The organism is Pseudomonas sp. AC112, from assembly GCF_979253545.1.
Map to the genome: position 1 here is coordinate 2,050,208 of NZ_CEEDCM010000001.1, position 22,283 is coordinate 2,072,490.

A 22,283-nucleotide genomic window follows, 5' to 3' on the forward strand; every position below is an offset into this window, starting at 1 on the left:
TCATTCGCCACTCATCGGGTGGCGTGGTCCAAGGAATACGTGGCGGGGAGGCAACTACGGCAGCATGCGATGATCGACTGCCACAGCTTCCCCGGCCACTACGAATTACGGGTGAAACACGCAAAGGGTCAGCGCTCTCGTGCCCTCTGCGTTTGCTGCGATCTCTTGCTGAGCTTAGATGCCCAGGCAGAGGTATTTGATTTCCAGGTAATCCTCGATCCCGTACTTGGAGCCTTCACGGCCCAGGCCCGAGGCCTTGATGCCGCCAAACGGCGCCACTTCATTGGAGATCAACCCGGTGTTGACGCCGACCATGCCGTATTCCAGGGCTTCGGCCACACGGAACACACGGCCCAGGTCACGGGCATAGAAGTAGGAAGCCAGGCCGAACTCGGTGTCGTTGGACATCGCGATCACTTCGGCTTCGTCTTTGAAGCGGAACAGCGGCGCCAATGGGCCGAAGGTTTCTTCTTTCGCCACCGCAGCGTTTTTCGGCACGTCGACCAGAATAGTCGGCTCGAAGAAATTGCCTTCCATCACCTTGCCACCGGCCAACAGCTTGGCGCCTTTGCTCAGCGCATCAGCAATGTGCTCCTGGACCTTGGCGACGGCTTTTTCGTCGATCAGCGGACCGGTGGTGGTGCCCTCTTCCAGACCGTTGCCGATCTTGAGCTTGGCCACGGCCACTTTGAGTTTTTCCGCGAACGCGTCGTACACCGAATCCTGGATGTACAAGCGGTTGGCACAGACGCAGGTCTGGCCGTTGTTGCGGTACTTGGAGATGATCGCACCTTCGACGGCCTTATCCAGGTCGGCGTCGTCGAACACGATGAACGGCGCGTTGCCGCCCAATTCCAGGGAGACTTTCTTGATGTCCTTGGCGCATTCGGCCATCAACTGGCGACCGATTTCGGTCGAGCCGGTGAAGGACAATTTGCGCACGATCGGGTTGCTGGTCAGCTCGCCGCCGATGTCGCCGGCGCTGCCGGTGACCACGCTCAGCACGCCTTTGGGAATACCGGCACGGTGCGCCAGCTCAACCAGGGCCAGGGCCGAGAACGGTGTTTGCGAAGCTGGCTTGATCACCATGGTGCAACCGGCGGCCAGGGCCGGCCCGGCTTTACGGGTGATCATCGCGGCCGGGAAGTTCCACGGGGTAATCGCAGCGGTCACGCCGATCGGCTGCTTGATCACGATCAGGCGCTTGTCGGGCTGGTGGCCCGGGATCACGTCGCCGTAGATGCGCTTGGCTTCTTCAGCGAACCATTCGATAAAGGACGCGGCGTAGACGATCTCGCCCTTGGCTTCGGCCAGCGGCTTGCCTTGCTCGAGTGTCATCAGGCGACCGAGGTCTTCCTGGTTCTCGATCAGCAGTTCGAACCAGCGGCGCAGCTTGTTGGCGCGCTCCTTGGCGGTCAGGGCACGCCAGGCCGGCAGCGCCTTGTCGGCCGCTTCGATGGCGCGGCGGGTTTCAGCGGCGCCCATCTTCGGCACGGTGCCGAGAATCTCACCCGTGGCCGGGTTGTTGACCTTGATGGTCTGACCGTTGTCCGCATCGACCCAAGCGCCATCGATAAAGGCTTGCTGGCGGAACAACTGGGTATCTTTGAGCTGCATGTCGGCTTTCCTTAACAGCACCGCGCGCACGCGGAGCGAATTAGAGTTGTTGAAAGGCGCCTTGTGGGCTGCCGTCAGGGAAATCAGCCCCAGCGCGCGGGATTGAATAAACAGCGCACGGGAGACAGAGCGTTTGAAATCTCAAACGAATCCTAGGATCAATGGGGGTACAGGGCAATAGTCTGTTCGAAAAAAAGAACGAAAACGGCGCATTTGCCGAAACTTTCTGATCAGCGTGTTTAAGCCAGGTTCCAGCACATCGATCACCGGCACCCGGCGCAGGGCCTCTGCGGGGCCAATTCCTACGTATAAACGGCCAAAGACCAGCATGGACGCCCAAGGTCGACATGGGTATGATGTCGCCCGCACAAGCATCCGTAGCTCAGCTGGATAGAGTACTGCCCTCCGAAGGCAGGGGTCGTGGGTTCGAATCCCGCCGGGTGCACCAGACATGATGAAAAAGCCCCAGGTCGAAAGGCCTGGGGCTTTTTTGTGGGCGTTACCCGCCGTTCGTCTTTTCCGGGCCCGCACGCGCTCGCGTTAACCCCAAAACTACCCTAGATTCAAATCAGCACCACCTGATGGGCAGCTTTTTCTCTTCCAGGAGAAACTGTGATGAATATAAATCCTGCAAGTCTCACCCCCTTGCTAGAAGTCGTGGAGGTGGCAAACGTTCCAGCACACACAGGGGTGCATCAGTTGGAACTGCAATATCCTAAAGCCTGGTTCGCCCCACGTGAACAGGTTGCGCGCGCAGAGGAGATTGAGGAGCAAACGATAGAATGGATGCGCGATCTTGGACTATTACAAGACTCGGCACAGACAGCAGTCGTACGGGCCATGCTGCCCCGGGTGTATGGTGGCTGCCCATGCTCGACGCTAGGGTATGACGCCGCTCTTCTCTTTACGCAGTATCTCACCATGTGGCTGCTGTGGGACGACGAAGTCGCCGAGTCAACTACGGACATCGCGGCACTAGAGGCTGATTTTAATGCGATGGCAGGCGCGGAGAACGCAGTCCCGGATACTCCTTATCGCACTGCTTGGCGTCAGATCGGAGACGGTATCGAGTGCATGGGCGGCAGCATCGCGCTTCGACAGCGCTGGGTGAAAGCGATGCGTGAATACGCCTCTTACGCAATCGCCGAAGTGAGAGTACGTAACAGCGCCTCCTCAGATAATCGAACTTTTGAAGAAGCGTTTTACATGCGCACCATGTCAATTGGCGCGAAGCCATGTATCGTTTACCTAGAAGCGTGTAGTGGTATCGAGCTAGGTGAAGAGATTACCGCTAGACATGAATATCAGCAGTTGGCTTGGCGTTCAGCTGTACTGCAAGGGCTGCAGAACGACCTCGCCAGTATCCATAAAGACTTTCTGAAGAATGAAATAGAAACGAATATGGTGCTTCGGTATCAACGAGATTCTGGCTGCTCCGTAATGAATGCTTGCCGTGCAATCCTCGATATTCATGACGATAGCATCGAAGTGTTCGACGAGCTCACAGAAAAGCTGCTGGAGCAGGTAGAAGGTAACGTTAAACAGAGGTTACAAGCATATTTCGACTATGTTCGATACATGGAAACGGGTTTCGGCTTCTACCACACGCGCGCCGACCGATATCTTCGCCAAGCAGCTGTCACCCAGGGAAAACTGCTCCGGTTCACATTGACTCGACGCTGAGGCCATTAGCCCTCGATAGCAGCCCTGCAAGCAACTGTAAGACTGACGAATGCTCGCCAGCCTTACAGTTGTACCCAACCCTATTAGCGCTTTTGCAAAGCCTCCAAGCGCGATGGCAAATTCTCTTTTGGAAAGCGCTTGTACAACTCCAACAGCTTTTCATCCGCCGCCTTGGTTTCCCCAGCCTCACGCAGGCTCACAATCTCCTGCAACCCCTCCTCCAACCCCGGCAACACCACCGGCGCGCGCTTGCTGAGCTTGGCGCTCGACTCATCCGCCATCGAGCCCATGACTTGCGCGCTCTCAGCCTTGGGGGCTACAGCCAGTCGGGCCACGGGCGCCGGCGCGGACATCGGTGGCGCAGCGGCAGGGGCGGCTTGCTCATGCAGCGCAGAGAAGGTCGCGGTGGATATTTCAGGTTGCGGTACAGGTGAGCGCATTACCACGCCGATCATGAGTGCCAAGCCTGCAACCGTGGCGAATGCCATCTGCCAGCGCGGCCGTTGGCAGGCCTGCAGCCAACGTTGCCACAGGCTCGGCTGCGGCGCCGGGGCTTCGCGGCGGGCGGTGGCGAGGATGAAAGCATCGAGGGACGCGGGCGGCTCGCCGGTGCTGTGTTGACGCATGTGCTGGAGCAGCACGTCGTCGGAGTCCGGGGTGTGGCGGGAGTCGGTCATGCGGGTATCTCCTCGGCCAGCAGGCGGCGCAGTTTCTGCTGGGCGTAACGCAGGCGGCTTTTGACGGTTTCCAGCGGAGCGCCGGTGAGAGCGGCGATTTGCGGCACTTCGAGGTCGCCGTGCAGGCGCAGCAGGAAGACTTCGCGCTGGTCTTCGGGCAGGTCTTGCAGCGCGGCGTCGAGTCGCGCCTGGTCGCGGCTGAGGCTCAGTTGCTGCTCGGGGCCGGCGCTGTCGTCGGCCTGGCCGTGCAGTTGCTCGTCGTAGCTGTCGTGCAGCGGGTTGTGGATGCCGTGCTTGCGCCAGTAATCGATCAGGCGGTTGCGGGCGATCTGGAACAACCATGTACGAAAACTCGCCCGGCCTTGTGGCTGGGTGGCGCTGCGGATCAGGCTGAGCCAGGTCTCCTGGTAGATTTCCTCGGCCAGTTCGGCCTTGTTGCTCAAGGACACGAGGAATCGGTACAAGCCCTGGCGATGCCGGGCGTACAGGGCTTCGAACGCGGCACTGTCGCCGGTTCGGTAGCGGGCCAGCAGCGCTTCGTCGCTGGGTGAATCATCGGGTACGGCCATGTAGGTGGCGAACTCCTTTCGATGGATCAATGCACATTCCTGTGGGAGCCGGGCTTGCCCGCGATGCAGACGCTTCGGTGTTTCAGTCACACCGCATTGATGCTATCGCAGGCAAGCCAGCTCCCACATTGGATCGACGCTGCCGGCAAATTCAGTGTTTGAGGCTTTGGGCCAGCTCCACCAGTTGCACGAACTCGTTACGCAAGCCGAACGGGTCATTGCCTCGGGCCGAGCGGGCCAGTGCAGCGGTGTCCTGCAGGCTCATGCTGCCAGTGTAGCGGCCATCGCCCTTGAGCTGTTGGGCGAAAGCAGCCACGGCTGCCGCGAAGCGCAGGTCATCGCTGGCGTTGGTGGACTCATGACTGATGGGCCGCTCGATCAGCTGACTGTCACCACCCGCCGCAGGCTTGTAGCGCACACGCAGCATCGCCAGCTCAGCGGATGTGTCCCCGGCCACAGGCGCAGCGCCGTACCGCAAAGGCTCCAGCCAGCCCTTCTCGCCTTTGGGCACAATTTCGTACAGCGCTGTGACTGTATGCCCTGCGCCAATTTCACCAGCGTCGACCTTGTCGTTGTTGAAATCCTCACGCTTCAGGGCGCGGTTTTCATAGCCCAGCAGGCGATATTCGCTGACCCGCGCCGGGTTGAATTCCACCTGCAATTTCACATCGCGCGCCACCACCGCCAGGGTCGAGCTGAGTTGATCAACCAGCACCTTGCGCGCCTCGCGCAGGTTGTCGATGTAGGCGTAGTTGCCATCACCGGCGTCGGCCAATTGCTCCATCAGGTGTTCGTTATAGTTATCCACACCAAAACCCAGGGTGGTGAGGGATACGCCACTTTTGCGCTGTTCAACCGCCATTTGCTTGAGGCTGTCGAAGTCACTGATACCCACGTTGAAGTCACCGTCGGTGGCCAGCAGGATGCGGTTGATACCCTTGTCGATAAAGGCTTCGCGCGCCATCTGGTAGGCCAGCTCGATGCCGGATGCACCCGCCGTCGAGCCGCCAGCGGTGAGCTGGTCGATGGCGTTGCGGATCTTCACCTTGTCGCGACCGGAAGTGGGCTTGAGCACCACCCGGGATTCACCGGCATAGACCACCAGCGAAACACGGTCCTGTTCACGCAGTTGATCCACCAGCAATTTCAGCGTGCTTTTCACCAGCGGCAGGCCTTCGCGACGGTCCATGGAGCCCGACACATCCACCAGGAACACCAGGTTGGCCGGCGCCAGTTGGGCCACGGCGCGGTCGGACGCCTTGATGCCGATGCGCAGCAACTGGGTGTGCGGGTTCCAAGGTGTGGCGGCCACTTCGGTGGTTATGCCAAAGGGCGAGCCGTCAGTGGGCAGCGCGTAGCTGTAGGGGAAATAGTTAACCATTTCCTCGAGTCGCACAGCGCCTTCGGGTGGCAGGCTGCCTTGGTTGAGGAAACGTCTGACGTTGGCGTAGCTGCCGGTGTCGACATCGACGCTGAAGGTGGACACCGGCGTTTCGGCCACGCGATGCACCGGGTTATCCGGCAGGTTTTCGTATTGTTCGCGGGGTTCGCTGCGGTATTCCATCGCCGCCGAGTCCTGCATCATCATTTTCGCACTCATGGGCGCCGGCATGGGCATGCGCTTAACCAGCGCGCCTTGCACGGGAACGCTTTGCAGCTCGGCGACAGGCGCCGCTTCGGCAGGCTTGGCTGCATCACGGGAAGAAGACAGCCCGCAACCGGCCAGCGCCACCAGCAAGGTAACGGCAAAGCCCTGGGCAGCAGGACGCAGGAAGAGCAGAGGACGGGACATGGGCTGAACCTCGTGAATGAATGATCCGTTCACAAGGTCAGACGCAGGGTGCAGGCTGTTCGGGTTAAACCGTTCGACGGGACAGAAAAACCTGCCCCGTCGAGCCGCTCAATCAGTCCGTACCGTACTTCGGGTTACGCGGACCGTACAGGATCCCTGCACGCTGCCCCGGCGACAGCAGGCGCGCACTGGTGATACCGGCGATCGGGTGCGCCGCATCGGTGGAGCTGTTGATCACCTGCTTGACCGCCGCCGTGATCAGCATGCCGACGAGACCGCCACCGTTGTTGTTGCCTTCCTCGCTGGAAGCACGCGCCGAGCCGGTCCACAGGGTGGTGCCGGTGCGCAGGTCCACCAGTTTGGCCGAGGCCGTCACGGAAGTGTCGCTGGAGATCAGCATGTACTTGGTGCCGTACTCGGTGACGGTGATGTACAGCGCCGCGTCCGCCCCAAAGATGTCGTGCAGCTTGGTCGGCGGTACGGCCTGGATATCGTTGGCGGTGGTGAGACCGTTCTGGCGGAAGGTTTCGTCCACCAGGGCAATCGGCAACACATAGTAGCCGGCTTCCGCCAATGGGTAGGTCACTTGCGAGACCATGCTGTAGGACGCCTGCACTTCCGGCGATTCATTGAGTGGCGGCAATACCAGGATCGACTTCGGTCGTGCCTGTTTGTAGGCCGTGTAATCAATGGTCTTGGGGGCTGCGCAACCGCCGAGCAAGGCCAGGGCCAGCAAGGCGCCGGTGAGTTTCAACAGGCTCATTTAGTGGCGACTCCGGTCTTGGCGTTTTTCAGCAAAAAGTCCATGTACGCAGCAGACTCAGGGAACAGCGCCTTCTCAGTGCGGAACTCCTGCACCATCTGGTCATCCTTGCCCATGCTCAGGTACAGCATGCCCAGGTGGGCGTGGTAGCCCGGCGGGGCCTTGCGGCCGCTGGCATTGATCTTCTGCAGATCCCGCTCCAGTGCCTCGACCTGCGCTTCCTTGGGCTCGCCCTTGAAGTATTCGTAAACCTGCGGCTGGTAGCTTTCCCACTGATACAGGGGTTGAGGCGCCGTATGGCACCCGGCGACCGCTGCGACTGCTGTCAGCATCAGCGCCAACTTGACTGCCTTGCTCATCCTTGTACTGCTCCTTGAGGTGCTGCTGATCAGTTGCGCGGGTTCCAGGCGCCGGCGTTGATGCCGTCGACGAGGCGGTTGATGGCTTCGCGCATGGCCAGGTCCAGGACCTTGCCATTGAGGGTGGAGTCGTAGCTGGCGGTGCCGCCGAAGCCGACCACTTCACGGTTGGACAGCGCGTATTCACCGGCGCCCTGGGTGGAATACACCACTTCGGACGTGCTGATGTTGACGATGTTCAGCGCGACTTTGGCGTAGGCCACCTGGGTCTTGCCACGGCCGAGAATGCCAAACAGCTGGCGGTCGCCGGTTTCCTTGCGGCCGAACTCGGTCACATCGCCGGTCACGACGTAGTCAGCACCCTTGAGTTTCTGCACGGTGCCTTTGATCGCGGCTTCCTGGGAGATTTCGCCCATGTTGTCGCGGTCCAGCACGCTGAAGCGGTTGGTCTGCTGCAGGTGCGTGATCAGGATGGTCTTGGCCTGGCCACCGAGGCGGTCAACGCCGTCGGAGAAAATGCCGCGCATGTAGCTGGAGCGGTTGTCGAACTTGCCCACGGCAATCGGCACACGCACGCCGGAGTAGGCGACGTGGGCGCTGGCGACTTGTTCCACCGGCATTGCGCGGTTGCTCTCCGTGGCGCAACCGGCCACGGTCAGCAGCGCTGCGGCGGTGAGGCCGGACAGCAGGATTTTGGACAGTGTTTTCACGGGGTGCTCCTGGAGTGAAAGTTTGTTCTGCAAATGAACTAGCGGGACGGAATGTTGCGTAAATCATCGACGATAAAGCGGCTCAACAGACCGGTGTAGAACGGCTCTACGTTGGCGTTGCCACTGCGGGTGAGAATCCCGCCGACCGTCTTGAGGTTCTGCCAATGACCAACCGCACCGGCAGGCATCAAACCTTCGCGCGCCTGGGCGAAGTGCAGGACTTCGGCATCGCCTTTCCTGACGGTGACTTTGTAGTTGAAGTCCACACCGACCAGGTACTTGTTGTCTTCGATAAGCGGGCTGACCAAACCGCCCTGGGTGTCCTGAATACGCCGGGCGTAGATCACGTCCATATCCAGGATGTAGTCAGCGGATGCCTTGCTGGTAGCGTAACGCTTGGCCTTGAGCAGGCGATCGATCAGGTCGACGCCCAGTTGCTGGCGGACTTTGTCATCCGGCAAGAAGCGCTCGTTTTTACCCCTGACCTCAACATCGAAGTTGTCGAGCCAATAGGTAGCCGTCTTGGGAATGGTCACCGGCACCGGGGAGATGTAGTAATCCGGCTTGGAGGCACAGCCCGCCATGAGGCAGGCCGTGAGAAATACGACAAACACACGCATGTCTGAATTCGTCCCTGAAAAGTATCGTGCTTTAAACAATCGCGGCATTTTACGGAGTTGAAAGCCGTTCTCAAGTTGTTTTGGCGCACGGATGGCGCCGTTTTACTGGCGCGGGCGCATAAGCCCGTGGCGTCAGTCTCTAAGACGTTGTGTGCCAAACAAAAACAATGATGGCGCTTTGCCTCATCCTGATAAATAAAATTGCGTGCTCAAGTTATGCCCGTAAAGGACGAGACAGTGGCTTAGTTCGTTCTTTTATAGGGATATTACGTGTCGAAAACCCTCCTACGGGCGACGGTGCTCCTTGCCGCGCTGTCGATGACCGGCTGTGTCTCCTACACCGTCACCGGCCCCATCGGCGCCCCGCTCCATCCGGTTTCCACCAGCAGCGCGCGCAGTGCACAAGTCGCCGATGTGACGGTGAATGCCGCCGACGTCAACGAAGCCAACAAGACGGCTATCAGCCGCTCATTGACGGCCCAGATCAACCAATACGTGCGCACGGCGGGTTATTTCAAGCAGGTCACCGAGTACCCGGTACGCCTGGGTGAGCACGACGTCACGCTCAAATTCAACATGACTTCCCTCAAGGGCCATCGCGCCCCGCACCCGGCCTACGTCCCCGGCGCGTTGCTGACGCTGACCATTTGGATCTGGGTCAACGGCCCGATCTACGTGGACAGTTTTGACGTGGCTGGCGACTTGGTCATCGTCGATCGCGACGGCAAGGAACTGGCGTCGGCAAAGGAGTCGATCACGTTCGAACACAACGTCGGGCTTTACAGCGGCCAGTATTGGGCGCCTTCGATGGGCGGCCAGCAACTGACCAAACTGATCGCGCAATTGCTCGACACCGCCACCGCCAAACTGGCGAAACCTTAGTTTCAAGGAGCAACACATGAAAGGATTGATCAAACACAGCCTGGTACTCGCGGCGGTCCTGCTGACCGGCTGCGTGTCCTACTCGCAACACGAACTGCCAGCGGTACAGACCTGGCCACCGACCGCTAACGCCCCGGCGCAAAAACCTACGGCGTACGTGCGCACCACGGCGCAAAACCATGTCAACGGCGGCCCGGGCAACGCGGCAGTCGGCGCCCCGGTAGTGCTGTGGGAAAAGGCTGTGGCCGACACCTTCCAACAGTCCAACCGCTTTTCGCGGGTCAGCACCGACAAGGCCGACTCGGACCTCTATGTGGAGGCCACACTGCACAACAATGAAGAATACAGCCCGGTTTCGGCGTTCATTACCGGCTTCACATTCTTCGTGATCCCCACTACCGCGAAAAACATTTTTACCCTTGAAACCGTGTTCAAGGACAAGGACGGCAAGGAGCTGGGCCGGGTCAAAAAGAGTGAGTCGGTGCGCACCTGGGTGCATCTGGTGCTGATCGTGGGCCTGCCGTTCCAGACCGATACGCGGGAAGTGGTCGAGACGTTGACGCGCAGCACACTGGACGAAGCAGTACAACGCAAGTTGCTGTAAACCGGCACGGGCGCACGCCGTTCTGTGTGGCAAACGATTTTGCCACACAGGCTATTCAAAGGGTCACTGAGGCCGGCACACGTTGTAAGCCTGGTTCTCGGCGACCTCTTCCATGTGATGACCAACGACGGTATTGAGCACCAACTTGCGCTCCGACTTCCCGGTCGGGCGGTAGGCCGGGCCCTGGGCATCGCGCTGCAATTTGAAACCGCTATTGCCCAGTTCCTTGACCAGTTGCACGCGCCTGGCCATGTCGCCATTGCCACGATGGTCGCTCGGCGAAAGGAACACGAAGCGCTCTTTTTGCAGCAGCCACACCGGCCTGTCACTGCCCTCGCTTTCGAAGATGTAGGCACAGTCCACCGACGCCACCGGGAAGCTGGCCTGGCTCACATAGTGCCCGCCCTCATACCCCACCAGCGTGACCCGGCCCGGCTGCACCACGGCAACCGCATCCTTTGTCTGGGTACCGGATTGAATGCCATAGTCCGAGTAAGCCCAACGCAAGGGAATGAACTGGGAAGGTGTCGCCCCCAGTTTCAAGTCGGTGTTGATCCGCGCCTGATCTTCGGCGCCTCGGTAGGGAACACCCTGGCAACCTGCGAGTGTCGCCAGGCAAAGGAGGATGAGCGCGGCCCGGCGTCGGCCGATACTGGCCAGAATCGTCGGGCGTTTAGCGGTGTTGTTGACGTCCATGCGGTGTTGTTCCTGGTTCAAGGTGTTTGTGTCTGTCTTGAGCGGGCGCCGATGGGCTCACACTCTTTCTCAATCGTGCCCGTGTACTTGACCGAGCGTCTGAAGGCTCACGGGAATAACGTCCCGATACGTGCGCGATCATTCGAGAACCAGATCCCGGTGACCTTGCCCACCACCTCTGCAACCGGGACTTGGCCCATGAAGCGGCTGTCGTTGCTGTTGTAGCGATTGTCACCCAGCAGGTAAACGTGACCCGGTTCGACCTTTACCGGTGCCAGCGTCAATGACTCAGCGCCTTTGACCCGGTCTGCCGGTGCGTGGAAGAAGCCGAGGTTTTCGCCGTTGCGGATCAACTCGCCGTTCACGATGGCCAAGGTATCGCCGCCGATGCCCGCCACGCGCTTGATCGCCTCGGTGCCATTCCAGCGGTACACCACGATGTAGCCGACCTTGGGCGCACCGGCCTTGAGGTCGGACACGATGTAATCGCCAACCGACACTGTGGGAGCCATCGAGCCTGTCGGCACGAAGTACGTATTGAAGCCCAGCAACGGCGCCCGAAGCACGGTCAGCAGAATCAAGGTGATCACGATCAGCACGCCAACGTAGAGCGCGTGGAACCGTTTACGCGGTACATCCAGCGCGCCTGTGTAGCGGCGTGCCAAAACGGCGGACGCAACCGCCGACGCCAGCTTCACCGCGATGATAAAGCCCAACAGCACATACAACCCGACCGGTGTTGCGATCACCCCGCAGAGGCCCATCAGGATGATACCGGTGTACAAGAGTGCCGCGACGCGGATGCCCCACTTGATGCGATCGACGTACACCAGGCCCCAGCCGGCTACCAGGCAGGACATGAGGAAGGCTTGGAGGGAGAGTTTTACAGGTTTCATGATCATCCTTGATAAGGCCATCGGGCGCGCATGTTACTGCGTGGCTCGCCATTGCACGTAACCTTTAACCGCTACGAATCAGCCAAGTTCAATAGCCTCCGGCATCCAGATCCGCAATGGACAACCAATAGTCGACAACGTTATCAAAGCGTTCATCACCGGCCCGAGCCTGCAACGCCACCAGTGCCTGGCGTGCATCGGCGATGGACCAGCCAGTGGAATTCAAGGTCAGCCATGCGCAGTCAAGGCGCCCCGCTTGCATATAAGCCTCGAACAACGGCTTTTTCTCGCGTTCAGGATCAAACCACGCGGGCAGTTCCACGCCTTTGGGCACCGGCATGTGCTGGTCGACAACTTCAAAATAGCAGCTGCTTTTCCACCAATCAGGGGTTGGGTCGGACGGGTTCGGGAAGTTTCCGGTGTAACGTGTTGCGCCGTCAGCAATACTGGCCAGTGGCGTCAACGTCTTGAACGGTTCGACGTTGGCAAAGCCTTTGGGGTCGTCGCCACTTTTCAACGACTGCGCATCCAATGCGTCCAGGCAATCAAGCCCCACCGCGTTGGCGAACTGCTCAAGTTCGGGCGTGACACCCTCCTCAAGACTCATCGACATCATGGCGAGCACGGCCATCAGTTGCTCAGGCGTGCGGGCGATCTCGACGGTCATTCGGTCGCTGCCAACGTACATTTTTACGAAGGTGGGTTCACGATCAACAAACCAGTGCTTCCAGTACCCAATATAGGTAGGCCGAGATCCGTCACTCCATATCGGGATCAGCGCAGGTGGAAACCCATACCACTCGGCAGGGGCCTGCAGCGTGCAAATGGGCGGGTCGATGCTTCCATCGGCGCAGGCCACCAGCGCGTGGGGTAACCCCAGCGCTTCCAATGCTGTTTTAACGTTCATGCCTTCACCGTTTTGGCGCCAGGGGCGTCGACCATTCGGGGATCTCTATTCGGTGCAACGGAGAAATAGGCCCCACCCAGATGTTAGAGGTCGCGCTCGTTTGTTGGTGTATCAGTTGATGAGCCTCGCGCGAAGGTACGGGCACAAGATGGCGAGGGTCAACGATCTGCGTTGGGAAATCTGTCTTGCCGAAGTTCCAATGGTGAACTTGGGCAATTTCCTGACCTGCCTCACGGGCAGACTTAACAAAGCGACTGTTCACCGCGCTGAACGCATCTTCGAGTATTTGCTGACTGGGGTTCTGGCCGCTGGCCCATACCCGCAAGGAATCTCATTGAATATTTCTTTGACCGGGTTGTAACCGCCACGGTCATTGTTGAAATGGTTATAAACTCCCTAAAAAAAGGGACGGATTTATTTAGGCTTGGCCCTGACCGGTAAGTATTAAAAAATCTTTCCCTTTTTCTCCATTTTTCTCAAATAGACAAGCCGGACGGGTCTCTACCCCTCCTCACAAATAAGTACTTAGCTTATCGACCAACCCGACCCTGGCAATATAATCAACAATGTACTCGGCAGCACCTTCGTCCGCTTCAGTTATAGCCGCGGACATTTCTTTCGAACGTCCTGCTTGCTTATAAGCCTCGTGTGCGAAAAAACCAACTACCAATAACACCAAAATCAAACTGTCCTGTTCTAAGCTGCCCTCGACAAAAAGATGCTCGGCCAAGGGGCCGTCTTGCATCTCTTCCGAGTCCAAGTAGTAGGCCAGCCGATCAGGCTCTACACTGTGGTCTTGCAGCCATGACCAACACAACTTTACAGCCTCACGGCATTTCTCTTGCGTCGCCACCTGCGTAGAAAAGCTATTCAATACGTGATCAATAACCCGAAGAAAAATAGTCGCCTTCTGAGTCCATGGCAGATCATTGACGAGAGCCAATACTTGCTTATTGTCCATTGACGATCTTCCCACCTTTAACCAGTACAGTAAGACGATTCGGCATCGCCAGTCCGTCTTGCGCCGTCACCCTCAAGAGCACAGTAGGATAACGCTCGCTGAACTGTTTAACAACGCCGTTCAAATTCGTATTATTCACCAGCCCGGCACTGCACTTATTACAAATACCACTGGCATTGGAAATTTTTACATCCAGTACACGTCCGTCCAACTGGGCAGACGTCAGCCCACTTTTATCGATCTTGCCCGCCACATTATTGAACAGGTCTTCCTCCGCGTGACGCGTGAACAGTGGGTTGTTATACGGTGATTTAATCAGCCTAGACTCGCCATACAACTCGTCAAGACTTGGCAAACCGGCATTTTTACGCAGTACCGGTGAAAGGCCTTCGATCACTTGCGTTTCAAGTCCAGGAATATCAGTACGTGCGACGCCAATGGTATTCCCATCTGGCAAGTTGTATTTGGCCCTGGCGATATCCAGATCATCTTTTGTCGCGAGGGCGAAAAACTCGCCCGACTCCTCCTTCGCCAATCTCCGTTTCGCCAAGGCAACGGCAACGATCTCCGAGACCTTCGCTCCCACACGTAAACCGGTGAGGGAGAGCAATGTATCGTCCACCACCGTGACCGGTTCAGCCGATTTCCTGGCGAGTACCAACAGCCTCGACATCGCGTCTTTTGAAGCCAAGTCGTTGGTCGAGACGTTAATGATTTCCGTCGCATGAGCATCTGCCTGCTCCCGACCGTACTGAGCCCATTTGTCAGCCAAGGGCAATTCGCCATAAAGGCCTTTGCCCAGACCATTAAACAGGCTTGTGTCTACAAACTGCTCTTTGGTCGAATTGAACGCATACACCGCAGAGCCATTGGCAATAATTGGGGTACCGTCTTTCCACGTTAATGGAATCTTCTGATCAGCCAATTCTTGAATCGCGCCTCTGGCAATCACCAAATCACGATCCAGCCAATCCCGCGTCGGGTCGTTGCCCCAGTTCTTTTCCAGTGCGTCTAAACGGGCGTTTTCGACGGCATCGACCTTTGATCCTGCTGCCATACGCAGCAAGTCTTCCCACGAGGCATCCGATTTCGGCTTGAGCCTGGTTTTCTCTAACTCTTCAGCTTTCTTCTTGAGTAGCGGCACCTCCTGGGTCAGGTGAAGCTGTCGATTGAATACTTCGACGCCGTAACCGGTCCCGCTACCGACAGCAGCGCCGCCGGTGCCATTCCCGGCGCCTGCTCCAGCGCCGATCCCGGTGGCAACCAACGCTGCTATGTTGTCCTGACTGGCCTCAGATAATTTGCTGTTCTCAAGCGCCTTTGCAATCGAGGGCATCAACGCAGCAGAAGCACCGGCCCCCAACGCGCCACTCTGTACGTTGCCGCTGGACAACCCAATGGCCGCCCCTGCCAACGCGTGCAACATGACACGTGCTGCTCCACCTTCAGCCCATGCGGCTCGAGTGGCCGCGTCCGATTTCGGGTTGAGGGACTGCGCCTCGGCGTAATCACCCACGCGCTTGAAGATCTCGCTGGAAGCTGTATTGGCAACGATACCGACTGTCGTACCGACGGGCGCGCCACCAAGGCCCGCGGCGATCAGTCCCGTCGCGATATCGGCCATCATTTTCTTGTCGCCGCCGAACTGCCACCGCTTGGCTTCCGAATAAGCCAGATCAGCGGCACGGGCGGTATCAGCAGCACTAGGCGCGCCTGCGTCTGCTTGTTCCTTCGCCGCCTGCCCAAGCTTCTTGGCCTCATCGGCCTTCGCCCTGCCTACCGCACTGATCACCCCACTGGCCAACTGCGCCGAGCTTTGGATCAGGTCGATACGTTCCTGCATGGCCTTCTCATCTGGCCGGTCAAGTTTCTGATTGGCATTGGCGGTGTCGCGATTCAACCCCACCAGGTCATTGGCGCCATCGGCATTGCGAACCACAATCGTGCCTTTGCTGACCGCGCTACGGGTGTAGCTATGGTCTTTTTCCTTGAGCGCTATCGGGATGCTGCCGCCCATCGAGGCACCGCTGGTGCTGCTGGACGACACCGAAATACCGGCAGACTGACTTTTGATTTCGCTGACATTCTTGATGTCGCTGAAGATCAGGCGGTCAGTGCTGAGCCGGTTCTCATCAGCTGACGCTTCACTGGCAATCACCGCGCCTTGCAGGGTGGTGCTCTTGCCGACATTGATGTCGTAGCCGCCCGTGCCCGCATACAAACCGCTCTGGTCGGTCACGCCCTTGTAGTCGCTGTTCATATTGGCGGCGGCAAGGTTCGCCGAGCCCGCTACGGTAGAGCCATAGCAGAACGGCGGGATGCAGATACTCGCGCCGAAGCCTGCGCTGCTCTGCTTGCTGCGCGACGACTCGGTGTCCTGGAGGGAGATGATATTGAGGTTGCCGCCAATATCTGCCTTGATGCGGTCCGCACGAACCTGGGCGCCTTTCAGGGTGGTATCGCCACCGCTTTGCAACAACAGGCTGCCTGTATCCAGGGTGCTGTTGACCTGAGTGACGGAGCTACCGTTGCCATTGTTCCTGGCACCCTGCGCACCGAGGTCGAGGGTGAAGCCGTTTTGCTCGCCAATATTGAAGCTGGCACCAATAGCGGTTTTATTTTTCGACCCTTCGTTTTTGCGGTCGGTGGTGTTTTGTGCGCTTTGCATCAACACATCGTTTTTGGCTAACAACAAGGTGTTGGCGGCTCTCAAGCTGCTGCCAGTGATCTGGATATCACCCTGAGTTCCCGTCGCAGCGCCCGTGGCAACGATCGACAAGTCTTGCCCTGCGTTGAGCGTGCTCTGCTTGGCGGTGACGCTGTTGTATTCGCTGCTGTTCTTGCTGCGATTATTAGCCAGTTCAGTACCGATCTTGATCAGCGAACCGTTGCCGGGCGTGCCGCCGGTTTTGTTTTTAAAGCCGGAGCTTTGCGCATTGGCATCCGAGGCCTGGCCGTTCAGGTTGTACGCGGCGAGGGCCGCCTGGGCGATTTTGACTGCCTTGAGTCGTGGGTCATCAGCACTACGGGCCGCTTTGACGGCGTCGCGCATGCTGGCGGCGGTGTCCACCACCGAGCCCGCGATCACCCGCCCTACCGCCAGGCTCTTGGAACTGTCCTTGCTGGTCTGGCTGGCGGTTTCCATACCGGAGGTAACGGTGACATTGGCGCCACTCAGCTCCATGTTCTTGGTACTCACCAGATCACTGGCAACGACCGCCAGCTCACGCCCCGCCGTCAACGACACGTTCCCCGCACTCGAGCCGATAGTGCTGCCGGTCAAGGTCATCTCATTGGCCGTGCCGTTGTGCTTCGAGCTGTTGATGTACAGCTTCTGGTTGCCGGTCATGTCATCCAGACCGAGCTTGTTGCCGGTCAACACCCCGGTGAGGTCGCGGTTTTTTTCCTTGTGCATGTCGGTGCGGGCGAAGGTGTTTTGCGCCGCGTCGATGGTCAGGTCACGCCCGGCTTGCACGGCAAGGTCGCCAGTGCTGACCAGGGACGAACCGGTGACTGTGGCATCGCGTTTGGCCACGACGGTGACGGTTTCGCCGGAGACCATGCTGCCCACGGCGGTGGTGCGTTTTTCGTCGACCTTGTCCTGGACTTTGCTCGCCTTGAGCCCGCCCCAACTGCTTTTGCTCTCCTTGCGCTCATGGCGGGCGCTGTCAGAATTGCTCACCGCCAGGATGTTCACGTCCTGACCCGCGACCAATTGCGTCGCGCCTTTTTCGGCGGTGACGGCGCTGCCAGCCAGCAACAGGTCTGCGCCGGCTACGACGGTGCTGTTCGTCCCCGCACTGACCAGGCTGCCGACGTTGTTCACGGCGTCGGTTTCGTCCAGGCGGAATTTCTTGCCCTGGGAAGTCTTCTTGGTCTTGCTGTAGAAGCTGTAGTCCTGATCCTCAGCGGCGCGCAAGCTCAGGTTTTTACCGGACACCAGGTACGCTTCGTTGCCGGCATTGACCTGGCTGGCCACCAGTTGCAGGTCTTGCCCGGCGCTCACGCTGGCGTCGCCGCCCGCCTTGATCACACTGGATACTTGCTGGACGTGGTCCTCGATGCGTTTGACTTTTTTCGAATTGAACGACGAATGCTGCTCGTTGGCCGCCGCGATGGCGTTGAAGTCACGGGTGGCGACCAGGTTGATATCGCGCCTGGCTTCAACCTGGCTGGCGATGGCGCTGATGTCGCGACCAGCAACCACATGAAGGTCGCGACCGGCATCGACCACAGAGCCTTGTTGGGCGATGGTTTTGTAGTTTGAGCGAGTGCCGATGGCGCCGCTGTCGAGGGTTTGCGCAGCCGTGATATTGACGTCACCGCCTGCTTGAGCGGTGGTATCGGCGCCACTTTTGAGCGCGCCCCCGACGTTGTTGATATTGCCGCCGGCTTTCAGTGCCAGTGCGTTAGCGGACTCGATACGCGCCGCGCTGTCGGCGAAATCGCTGCGTTCGGTGCGGTAGGCGCTCGCGCTTTCGTGAGTGGTCACACTGCGCTCATTGAGCAACTCGGCACCGGCTACGAGGTTGACGTCGCCCCCGTTAATCACGCCGCCAGCGCGGTTGCTCAGGTTGTTGCCGCTGAGCAAGTCCAGACGCCCGCCTGCTTGCATCAAGCCACTGTTGGTGAGGTTGCCGCCGACGTTGGCCAGAAGGCTGCCGGTGGCGCGCAGGGTGCCGGCGTTATTGAGGTTGCTGCCGGTGATCAGGTTGACGTCGCTGCCGGAAATCAATGCGCCATCGGGCGCCAGGCGGTTGCCGGCCTGGGCGAGGTACAGCACCGGCACCAGCACTTGTTGTCCGGCGACGGTGGCGTTTTCCAGCCACACAATGTCATGGGTCAGGGCCGCAACTTGTTCGGCGGTGAGGCTCACGCCCACCGACAGGTTCAGCGCGCTTTTGCTGCCGATGGCGTTGTCCATCAGGTGCTTGAACAGGTCGGCGTCGCTGGTCTGGCCGTCGATGAAACGCTGGCCGGTACGGGCGAGCACGGCTTGCTGGATCAGGCGCTGCTCATAGAACCCATCGCCAAGGCGACGCTGTGCCGTGTCGGGGTCGTAGCCGAGCTTGCTCAGCATGTAGTCCGAGCTCATGAACTGGCGCATGTCGGTGAGCAGTGGGTTGGTTTCGATCAGGTACTTATGCGGGTTAGCCGCGAACTGGCTGGTGGGCAGGCCGTTCACGCCCTTGCCGTCGTTGAGGTGGAACAGCCCGTTCTCGCCGGTGGGCAGGTCGAAGCCCGGCAGGCCGAGTGGGTTGACCTGCTGCTGGGCGATGTCCGGCGGCAGTTGCGGGTTGAGGCTGACCTGGGTCGAGTAGCCCGGCGCCTGGGTGTTGGCGCCGCTGCCCACGTAGGTGTAGCCGCCGCGTACCACGCTGTTATCGATGCCCGCTTGGGCCACTACCTCCACAGCGCCACCGGCCTGGATGACGGCGGCGTAGCTTTGGTCGGTGGGCGCCAGCTCGGTGGTCTTGCGCAGGTCCTTCAGCTCTTTCTGCATAGCGCCGATGAACGTGGCCATGCCTCCTTCCAGACCACCAAGGTTGTTGGCGTTGTACTTTGTTCCGTCGACAGAATACTGATCGGTGAAGTTCACGGCATAGAGGTACCAGCCCTCCGGCTTGCGCTCGCGGTCAGACATGAACACGCGGTCGTACTGGGTGTCATGAGTCACCAGGCCGACGTTGGTCAGTTGGTTGACGCGCACGCTCATGTTACCGCCAGCCGCGATGCTACTGCTGCTGTTGAGCAACTCCCCACCTGTCAGCAACATATTGCCGCCGGCGTTAATGCTGGAAGCGGCTGAGGCGTCCTTGACGATGAAGTGTTCGCGCTGGGTAATCTGGAAGGGGCGGTTTTGCTTGCCGCCGTCACAGTCACCGCCGGTCACGCCCTCGATACAGGCTACGGGTGTGATAGCGGCGCTGTAGATGCCTGACTCGGTACTGAGCACGGTGCGAATATTCTGGATCGTACTGGCCGCCAGCGTCAGGTTGCGCTCACTTTCGATCGTCCCCGAGCTGTTGATGATGCTGGTGGCCAGCCCGCCCTGGCCATCGCGATCAACCCGCAGGTTGCCCATGGCGTAGATATTGGCGGCGAGGTTCTTGAGGCGATCAACGCGCAGGTTCATGTCGCCGCCGCTGAAGATCAAGCCGTGATCATTGAGCAGGTTGCCCACCGACAGGTCCAGGCTGCCCTGGCTGGCGACAGTGCCGCCTAACGTCCAGTCCTGGCCTTTACCGACCAGCGCACGGGTGCCGAGCAGCTTGCCGGTGGCGGTCTGTTGCAGGGTGTCGACATTGACGGTCAGGCGCCCGGCCTGGATCGCGGTGCTGTTGGTCCAGTTGGCTTTGTCGAGGGTCAGGTCGCCGTTGGTGATCAGGCTACCGCCGACGTCGTCGAGGCTGATGCCGCGGAGGTCGAGGACGCCCGTGCCCACGTGCAGTACCTTGCCGCCCGTGTTCTGGAAGGTGCCGGCGGCGAGGCTCAACTGGTCGTTGGCGGTGTCCAGGCTGCCGCTGTTATTGAGCAAGCCACCAATGGCGTAGCGGGTTTTCCCGGCGGTGCCCAAGGCGCGCATCTGGCCGCTGTTGGCCAGGTTGGCGGTGTCCACGTTGAGGGTCGTGGCGCTTTCGATCAAGCCACGGTTGGTCAGGGTGCCGAGCAGTTTCAAATCAACCTGGTTGGCCGCGATCTCCCCACCGTTATCCACATTCAAGCCGCTGAGGCCGATTCGATCACGGGCGAACAGGTTGCCGCTGCCGTTGTTGAAGTCAGTGGCGTCGATCAGCGCATCACCGGCTTTGGCGGCGATGCGTCCACCGCTGTTATCCAGGGTGCCGGCAGTGATCGTCAGGCCGGCCTTCTCACTGTGGATCAAGCCATTGCCGCCGTTTTGCACCCGGCCCGTGGCGGTCAGGCTCAAGCCGTCGTTGGCGGCCAGGGTGCCGTTATTCTGGTTATCAACACTACTGGCGAACAGGGTCAACAGCCCCTGGCTGGCGAGCTTGCCGCCCTGGTTGTCCACGTGGGCGGCACGTTGGATCAGCAACGGGCCGACACTCGCCAGCTTGCCATTGCGGTTGATCAGGTCGCCGAGCAAATCCAGGGTGATGGCGCTGGCCCCGGTGAGATTACCGGCGCTGTTGTCCAGGCGGTTGCCGTGCAGGGTGAAGGCGCCCGTGCTGTCAATGATGCCGCCCTGGCTGTTGTCCAGCAGGCCGCTGACATTGAGGGTTTGCACACCGTCGCTGAGCAGTTGGCCTTTGTTGCGGTTGTCGATGCCAGTGGCGGTGATGTTCAACGCCTGCTTGGCACTGACGGTGCCGCCCTGGTTATCCAGGCTTTGCGCAACATTGGCGGTGAGGGCGCGGTTGGCAATCACCCGGCCGGTGTTAGTGATGTGCTGGCTGTCGAGCGTGACGTCACCTCCAGCGTTGCGGGTGTTGTCGGCGTTGACCCCGGCTTCGATGATGCCGCTGTTGGTCAGCTGGCCGTTGCTGGCCAGGGTGATGCTGTCGCGCGCAGCCAGGCTCTTGCGGTTCTTCAACTCGCCCTTGGTGTTGGCTTTGAGCGTGGTGCCGGCATAGACCGGCCCTTGGGCGTCGAGGCTGGCGGCCTTGATGTCCACCGCGCCGCTGGCAGCCGCCTGCGCCATGCTCAGGTGGCCGTTGGCATCGAGTTGGATATCGCCGCCACTGGCGGCCAGCGTACCGTCGAGCTTCACGCCCACGCCGGCTTCGGTGCCCACCAGCTTGATGGCGCCGGCGTACATGCCGCCAAGCGCCGACGAGTCGATCGCCAGCTCCGGCTTGGCGCTGCCGTCATCGGCGCGTACGGTGGTTTTCAGGCTTTGTGCATCGACGTCATTGCGCCCGGCAATCACGGTGAGTTCGCGCGCGTTGATCTGTGCGTTGATCTTGGCCGAACGGGTGATGATCTCGAAGCGGTCGACGTTGCTGGCGTTCAGCCCCTTGCCGTCGATGGTGACTGCACCGCCGTCGACCTGGTAATGGTCCAGGCGGCCGACTTTGTCGATCACGGGTTTGCCGGTGGTCAGGGTGACGTTGGGCGTGTTGATAAACCCACAGCCGTTGCAGCTGATGCCGTAGGGGTTGGCCACGATAACTTTGGCCGACTGCCCCGCCACTTCGGTGTAGCCACGCAACTGGCTGGGGCTGCCGCCGTTGACTTCGTTGAGGATGACATTCGCCGCGCCGCCCTTGAGGTTCGGGTTGCCAACGATGATCCCGCCCAGTTGGGTGTTCTGCACCATCCCCGTGGCGTTGTTGAGGATCACGCCATTGGGGCCGACGTTGTAGTCCTTGAATTGGTTGTGGGACAAGCCGCTGCCATTGGGCGTGGCGATGTTCACCACCGGCACGCCGTTGCCTGCCTGGCCCACCGTGGTGCCCGGGCCGCTGACCACGATGCCTTCGGCGCTCGCCAGCAATGGCTGCCAGAACAGCGCGTTGGCCAGGATCAATGCCAGCCCACGCTGGGACAGGCTTTTCAGGGCAGAAGCAGGACGAACATCCATAT

16 protein-coding genes and 1 tRNA gene are annotated in these 22,283 nt (G+C 59.8%); 4 read left to right on the plus strand and 13 right to left on the minus strand.

What is annotated here, in order from left to right; genetic code table 11:
• Positions 1–174: 174 nt before the first annotated feature.
• A complete protein-coding gene (gabD, locus tag AC0IYN_RS09535; RefSeq protein WP_092248696.1) occupies positions 175–1,617 on the minus strand; it encodes an NADP-dependent succinate-semialdehyde dehydrogenase in 1,443 nt (480 codons plus the stop codon).
• A gap of 371 nt (positions 1,618–1,988) precedes the next feature.
• Here gabD and AC0IYN_RS09540 point away from each other — a divergent pair.
• A tRNA-Arg gene (locus AC0IYN_RS09540) sits at positions 1,989–2,065 on the plus strand.
• Positions 2,066–2,232: 167 nt separating this feature from the next.
• Entirely contained in the window at positions 2,233–3,300 is a 1,068-nt protein-coding gene (locus AC0IYN_RS09545; protein WP_406597256.1) for a terpene synthase family protein, read from the plus strand.
• 83 nt (positions 3,301–3,383) lie between these two features.
• On the opposite strand, the gene AC0IYN_RS09550 is transcribed toward AC0IYN_RS09545, so the two are convergent.
• The 7 genes from AC0IYN_RS09550 to AC0IYN_RS09580 form a co-directional block, all read right to left on the minus strand.
• Positions 3,384–3,977, minus strand: a complete 594-nt coding sequence (locus tag AC0IYN_RS09550) for a hypothetical protein (RefSeq protein WP_406597255.1) — start codon at positions 3,975–3,977, stop codon at positions 3,384–3,386.
• Entirely contained in the window at positions 3,974–4,546 is a 573-nt protein-coding gene (locus AC0IYN_RS09555) for an RNA polymerase sigma factor (RefSeq protein ID WP_406597300.1), read from the minus strand. The genes AC0IYN_RS09550 and AC0IYN_RS09555 overlap by 4 nt, the downstream gene beginning before the upstream one ends.
• 151 nt (positions 4,547–4,697) lie before the next feature.
• Positions 4,698–6,338 carry a vWA domain-containing protein gene (locus AC0IYN_RS09560; RefSeq protein WP_457238406.1) on the minus strand — a complete coding sequence of 547 codons (1,641 nt, stop codon included), beginning with the start codon at positions 6,336–6,338 and terminating at the stop codon, positions 4,698–4,700.
• 112 nt (positions 6,339–6,450) lie between these two features.
• Positions 6,451–7,101, minus strand: a complete 651-nt coding sequence (locus tag AC0IYN_RS09565) for a DUF799 domain-containing protein (protein ID WP_078046326.1) — start codon at positions 7,099–7,101, stop codon at positions 6,451–6,453.
• Positions 7,098–7,460, minus strand: a complete 363-nt coding sequence (locus AC0IYN_RS09570) for a DUF4810 domain-containing protein (protein WP_078046325.1) — start codon at positions 7,458–7,460, stop codon at positions 7,098–7,100. Before AC0IYN_RS09570 ends, AC0IYN_RS09565 begins: the two co-directional genes overlap by 4 nt.
• 29 nt (positions 7,461–7,489) lie before the next feature.
• Positions 7,490–8,170 (minus strand): CsgG/HfaB family protein, encoded by a 681-nt coding sequence (locus tag AC0IYN_RS09575; RefSeq protein ID WP_078046324.1) that lies wholly within the window; start codon positions 8,168–8,170, stop codon positions 7,490–7,492.
• Between the two features lie 38 nt (positions 8,171–8,208).
• Positions 8,209–8,790, minus strand: coding sequence for a hypothetical protein (locus AC0IYN_RS09580; protein ID WP_406597253.1), 582 nt, complete (start codon positions 8,788–8,790; stop codon positions 8,209–8,211).
• Between the two features lie 270 nt (positions 8,791–9,060).
• Here AC0IYN_RS09580 and AC0IYN_RS09585 point away from each other — a divergent pair, with 270 nt between their 5' ends.
• Positions 9,061–9,672: a hypothetical protein gene (locus tag AC0IYN_RS09585; RefSeq protein ID WP_406597252.1), complete on the plus strand. Its 612-nt coding sequence runs from the start codon at positions 9,061–9,063 to the stop codon at positions 9,670–9,672.
• A gap of 16 nt (positions 9,673–9,688) precedes the next feature.
• On the plus strand, positions 9,689–10,276 hold the full coding sequence (locus tag AC0IYN_RS09590; protein ID WP_406597251.1) for a hypothetical protein: 588 nt from the start codon (positions 9,689–9,691) through the stop codon (positions 10,274–10,276).
• 63 nt (positions 10,277–10,339) lie between these two features.
• Here the strand turns inward: AC0IYN_RS09590 and AC0IYN_RS09595 are convergent, their stop codons facing one another.
• The 5 genes from AC0IYN_RS09595 to AC0IYN_RS09615 all read right to left on the minus strand — a co-directional run bounded on the left by AC0IYN_RS09595 (position 10,340) and on the right by AC0IYN_RS09615 (position 22,281).
• The gene (locus AC0IYN_RS09595) at positions 10,340–10,972 is read right to left on the minus strand and encodes a hypothetical protein (protein WP_406597250.1); all 633 of its coding nucleotides are present in this window, start codon (positions 10,970–10,972) and stop codon (positions 10,340–10,342) included.
• Positions 10,973–11,079: 107 nt separating this feature from the next.
• The gene (gene lepB / locus AC0IYN_RS09600) at positions 11,080–11,868 is read right to left on the minus strand and encodes a signal peptidase I (protein WP_457238405.1); all 789 of its coding nucleotides are present in this window, start codon (positions 11,866–11,868) and stop codon (positions 11,080–11,082) included.
• A gap of 88 nt (positions 11,869–11,956) precedes the next feature.
• Positions 11,957–12,775: a hypothetical protein gene (locus AC0IYN_RS09605; RefSeq protein WP_406597248.1), complete on the minus strand. Its 819-nt coding sequence runs from the start codon at positions 12,773–12,775 to the stop codon at positions 11,957–11,959.
• A 511-nt stretch (positions 12,776–13,286) separates the two neighbouring features.
• On the minus strand, positions 13,287–13,736 hold the full coding sequence (locus tag AC0IYN_RS09610) for an Imm6 family immunity protein (protein WP_406597247.1): 450 nt from the start codon (positions 13,734–13,736) through the stop codon (positions 13,287–13,289).
• Positions 13,726–22,281 (minus strand): hemagglutinin repeat-containing protein, encoded by an 8,556-nt coding sequence (locus AC0IYN_RS09615; protein WP_471841208.1) that lies wholly within the window; start codon positions 22,279–22,281, stop codon positions 13,726–13,728. The genes AC0IYN_RS09610 and AC0IYN_RS09615 overlap by 11 nt, the downstream gene beginning before the upstream one ends.
• Positions 22,282–22,283: the final 2 nt, after the last annotated feature.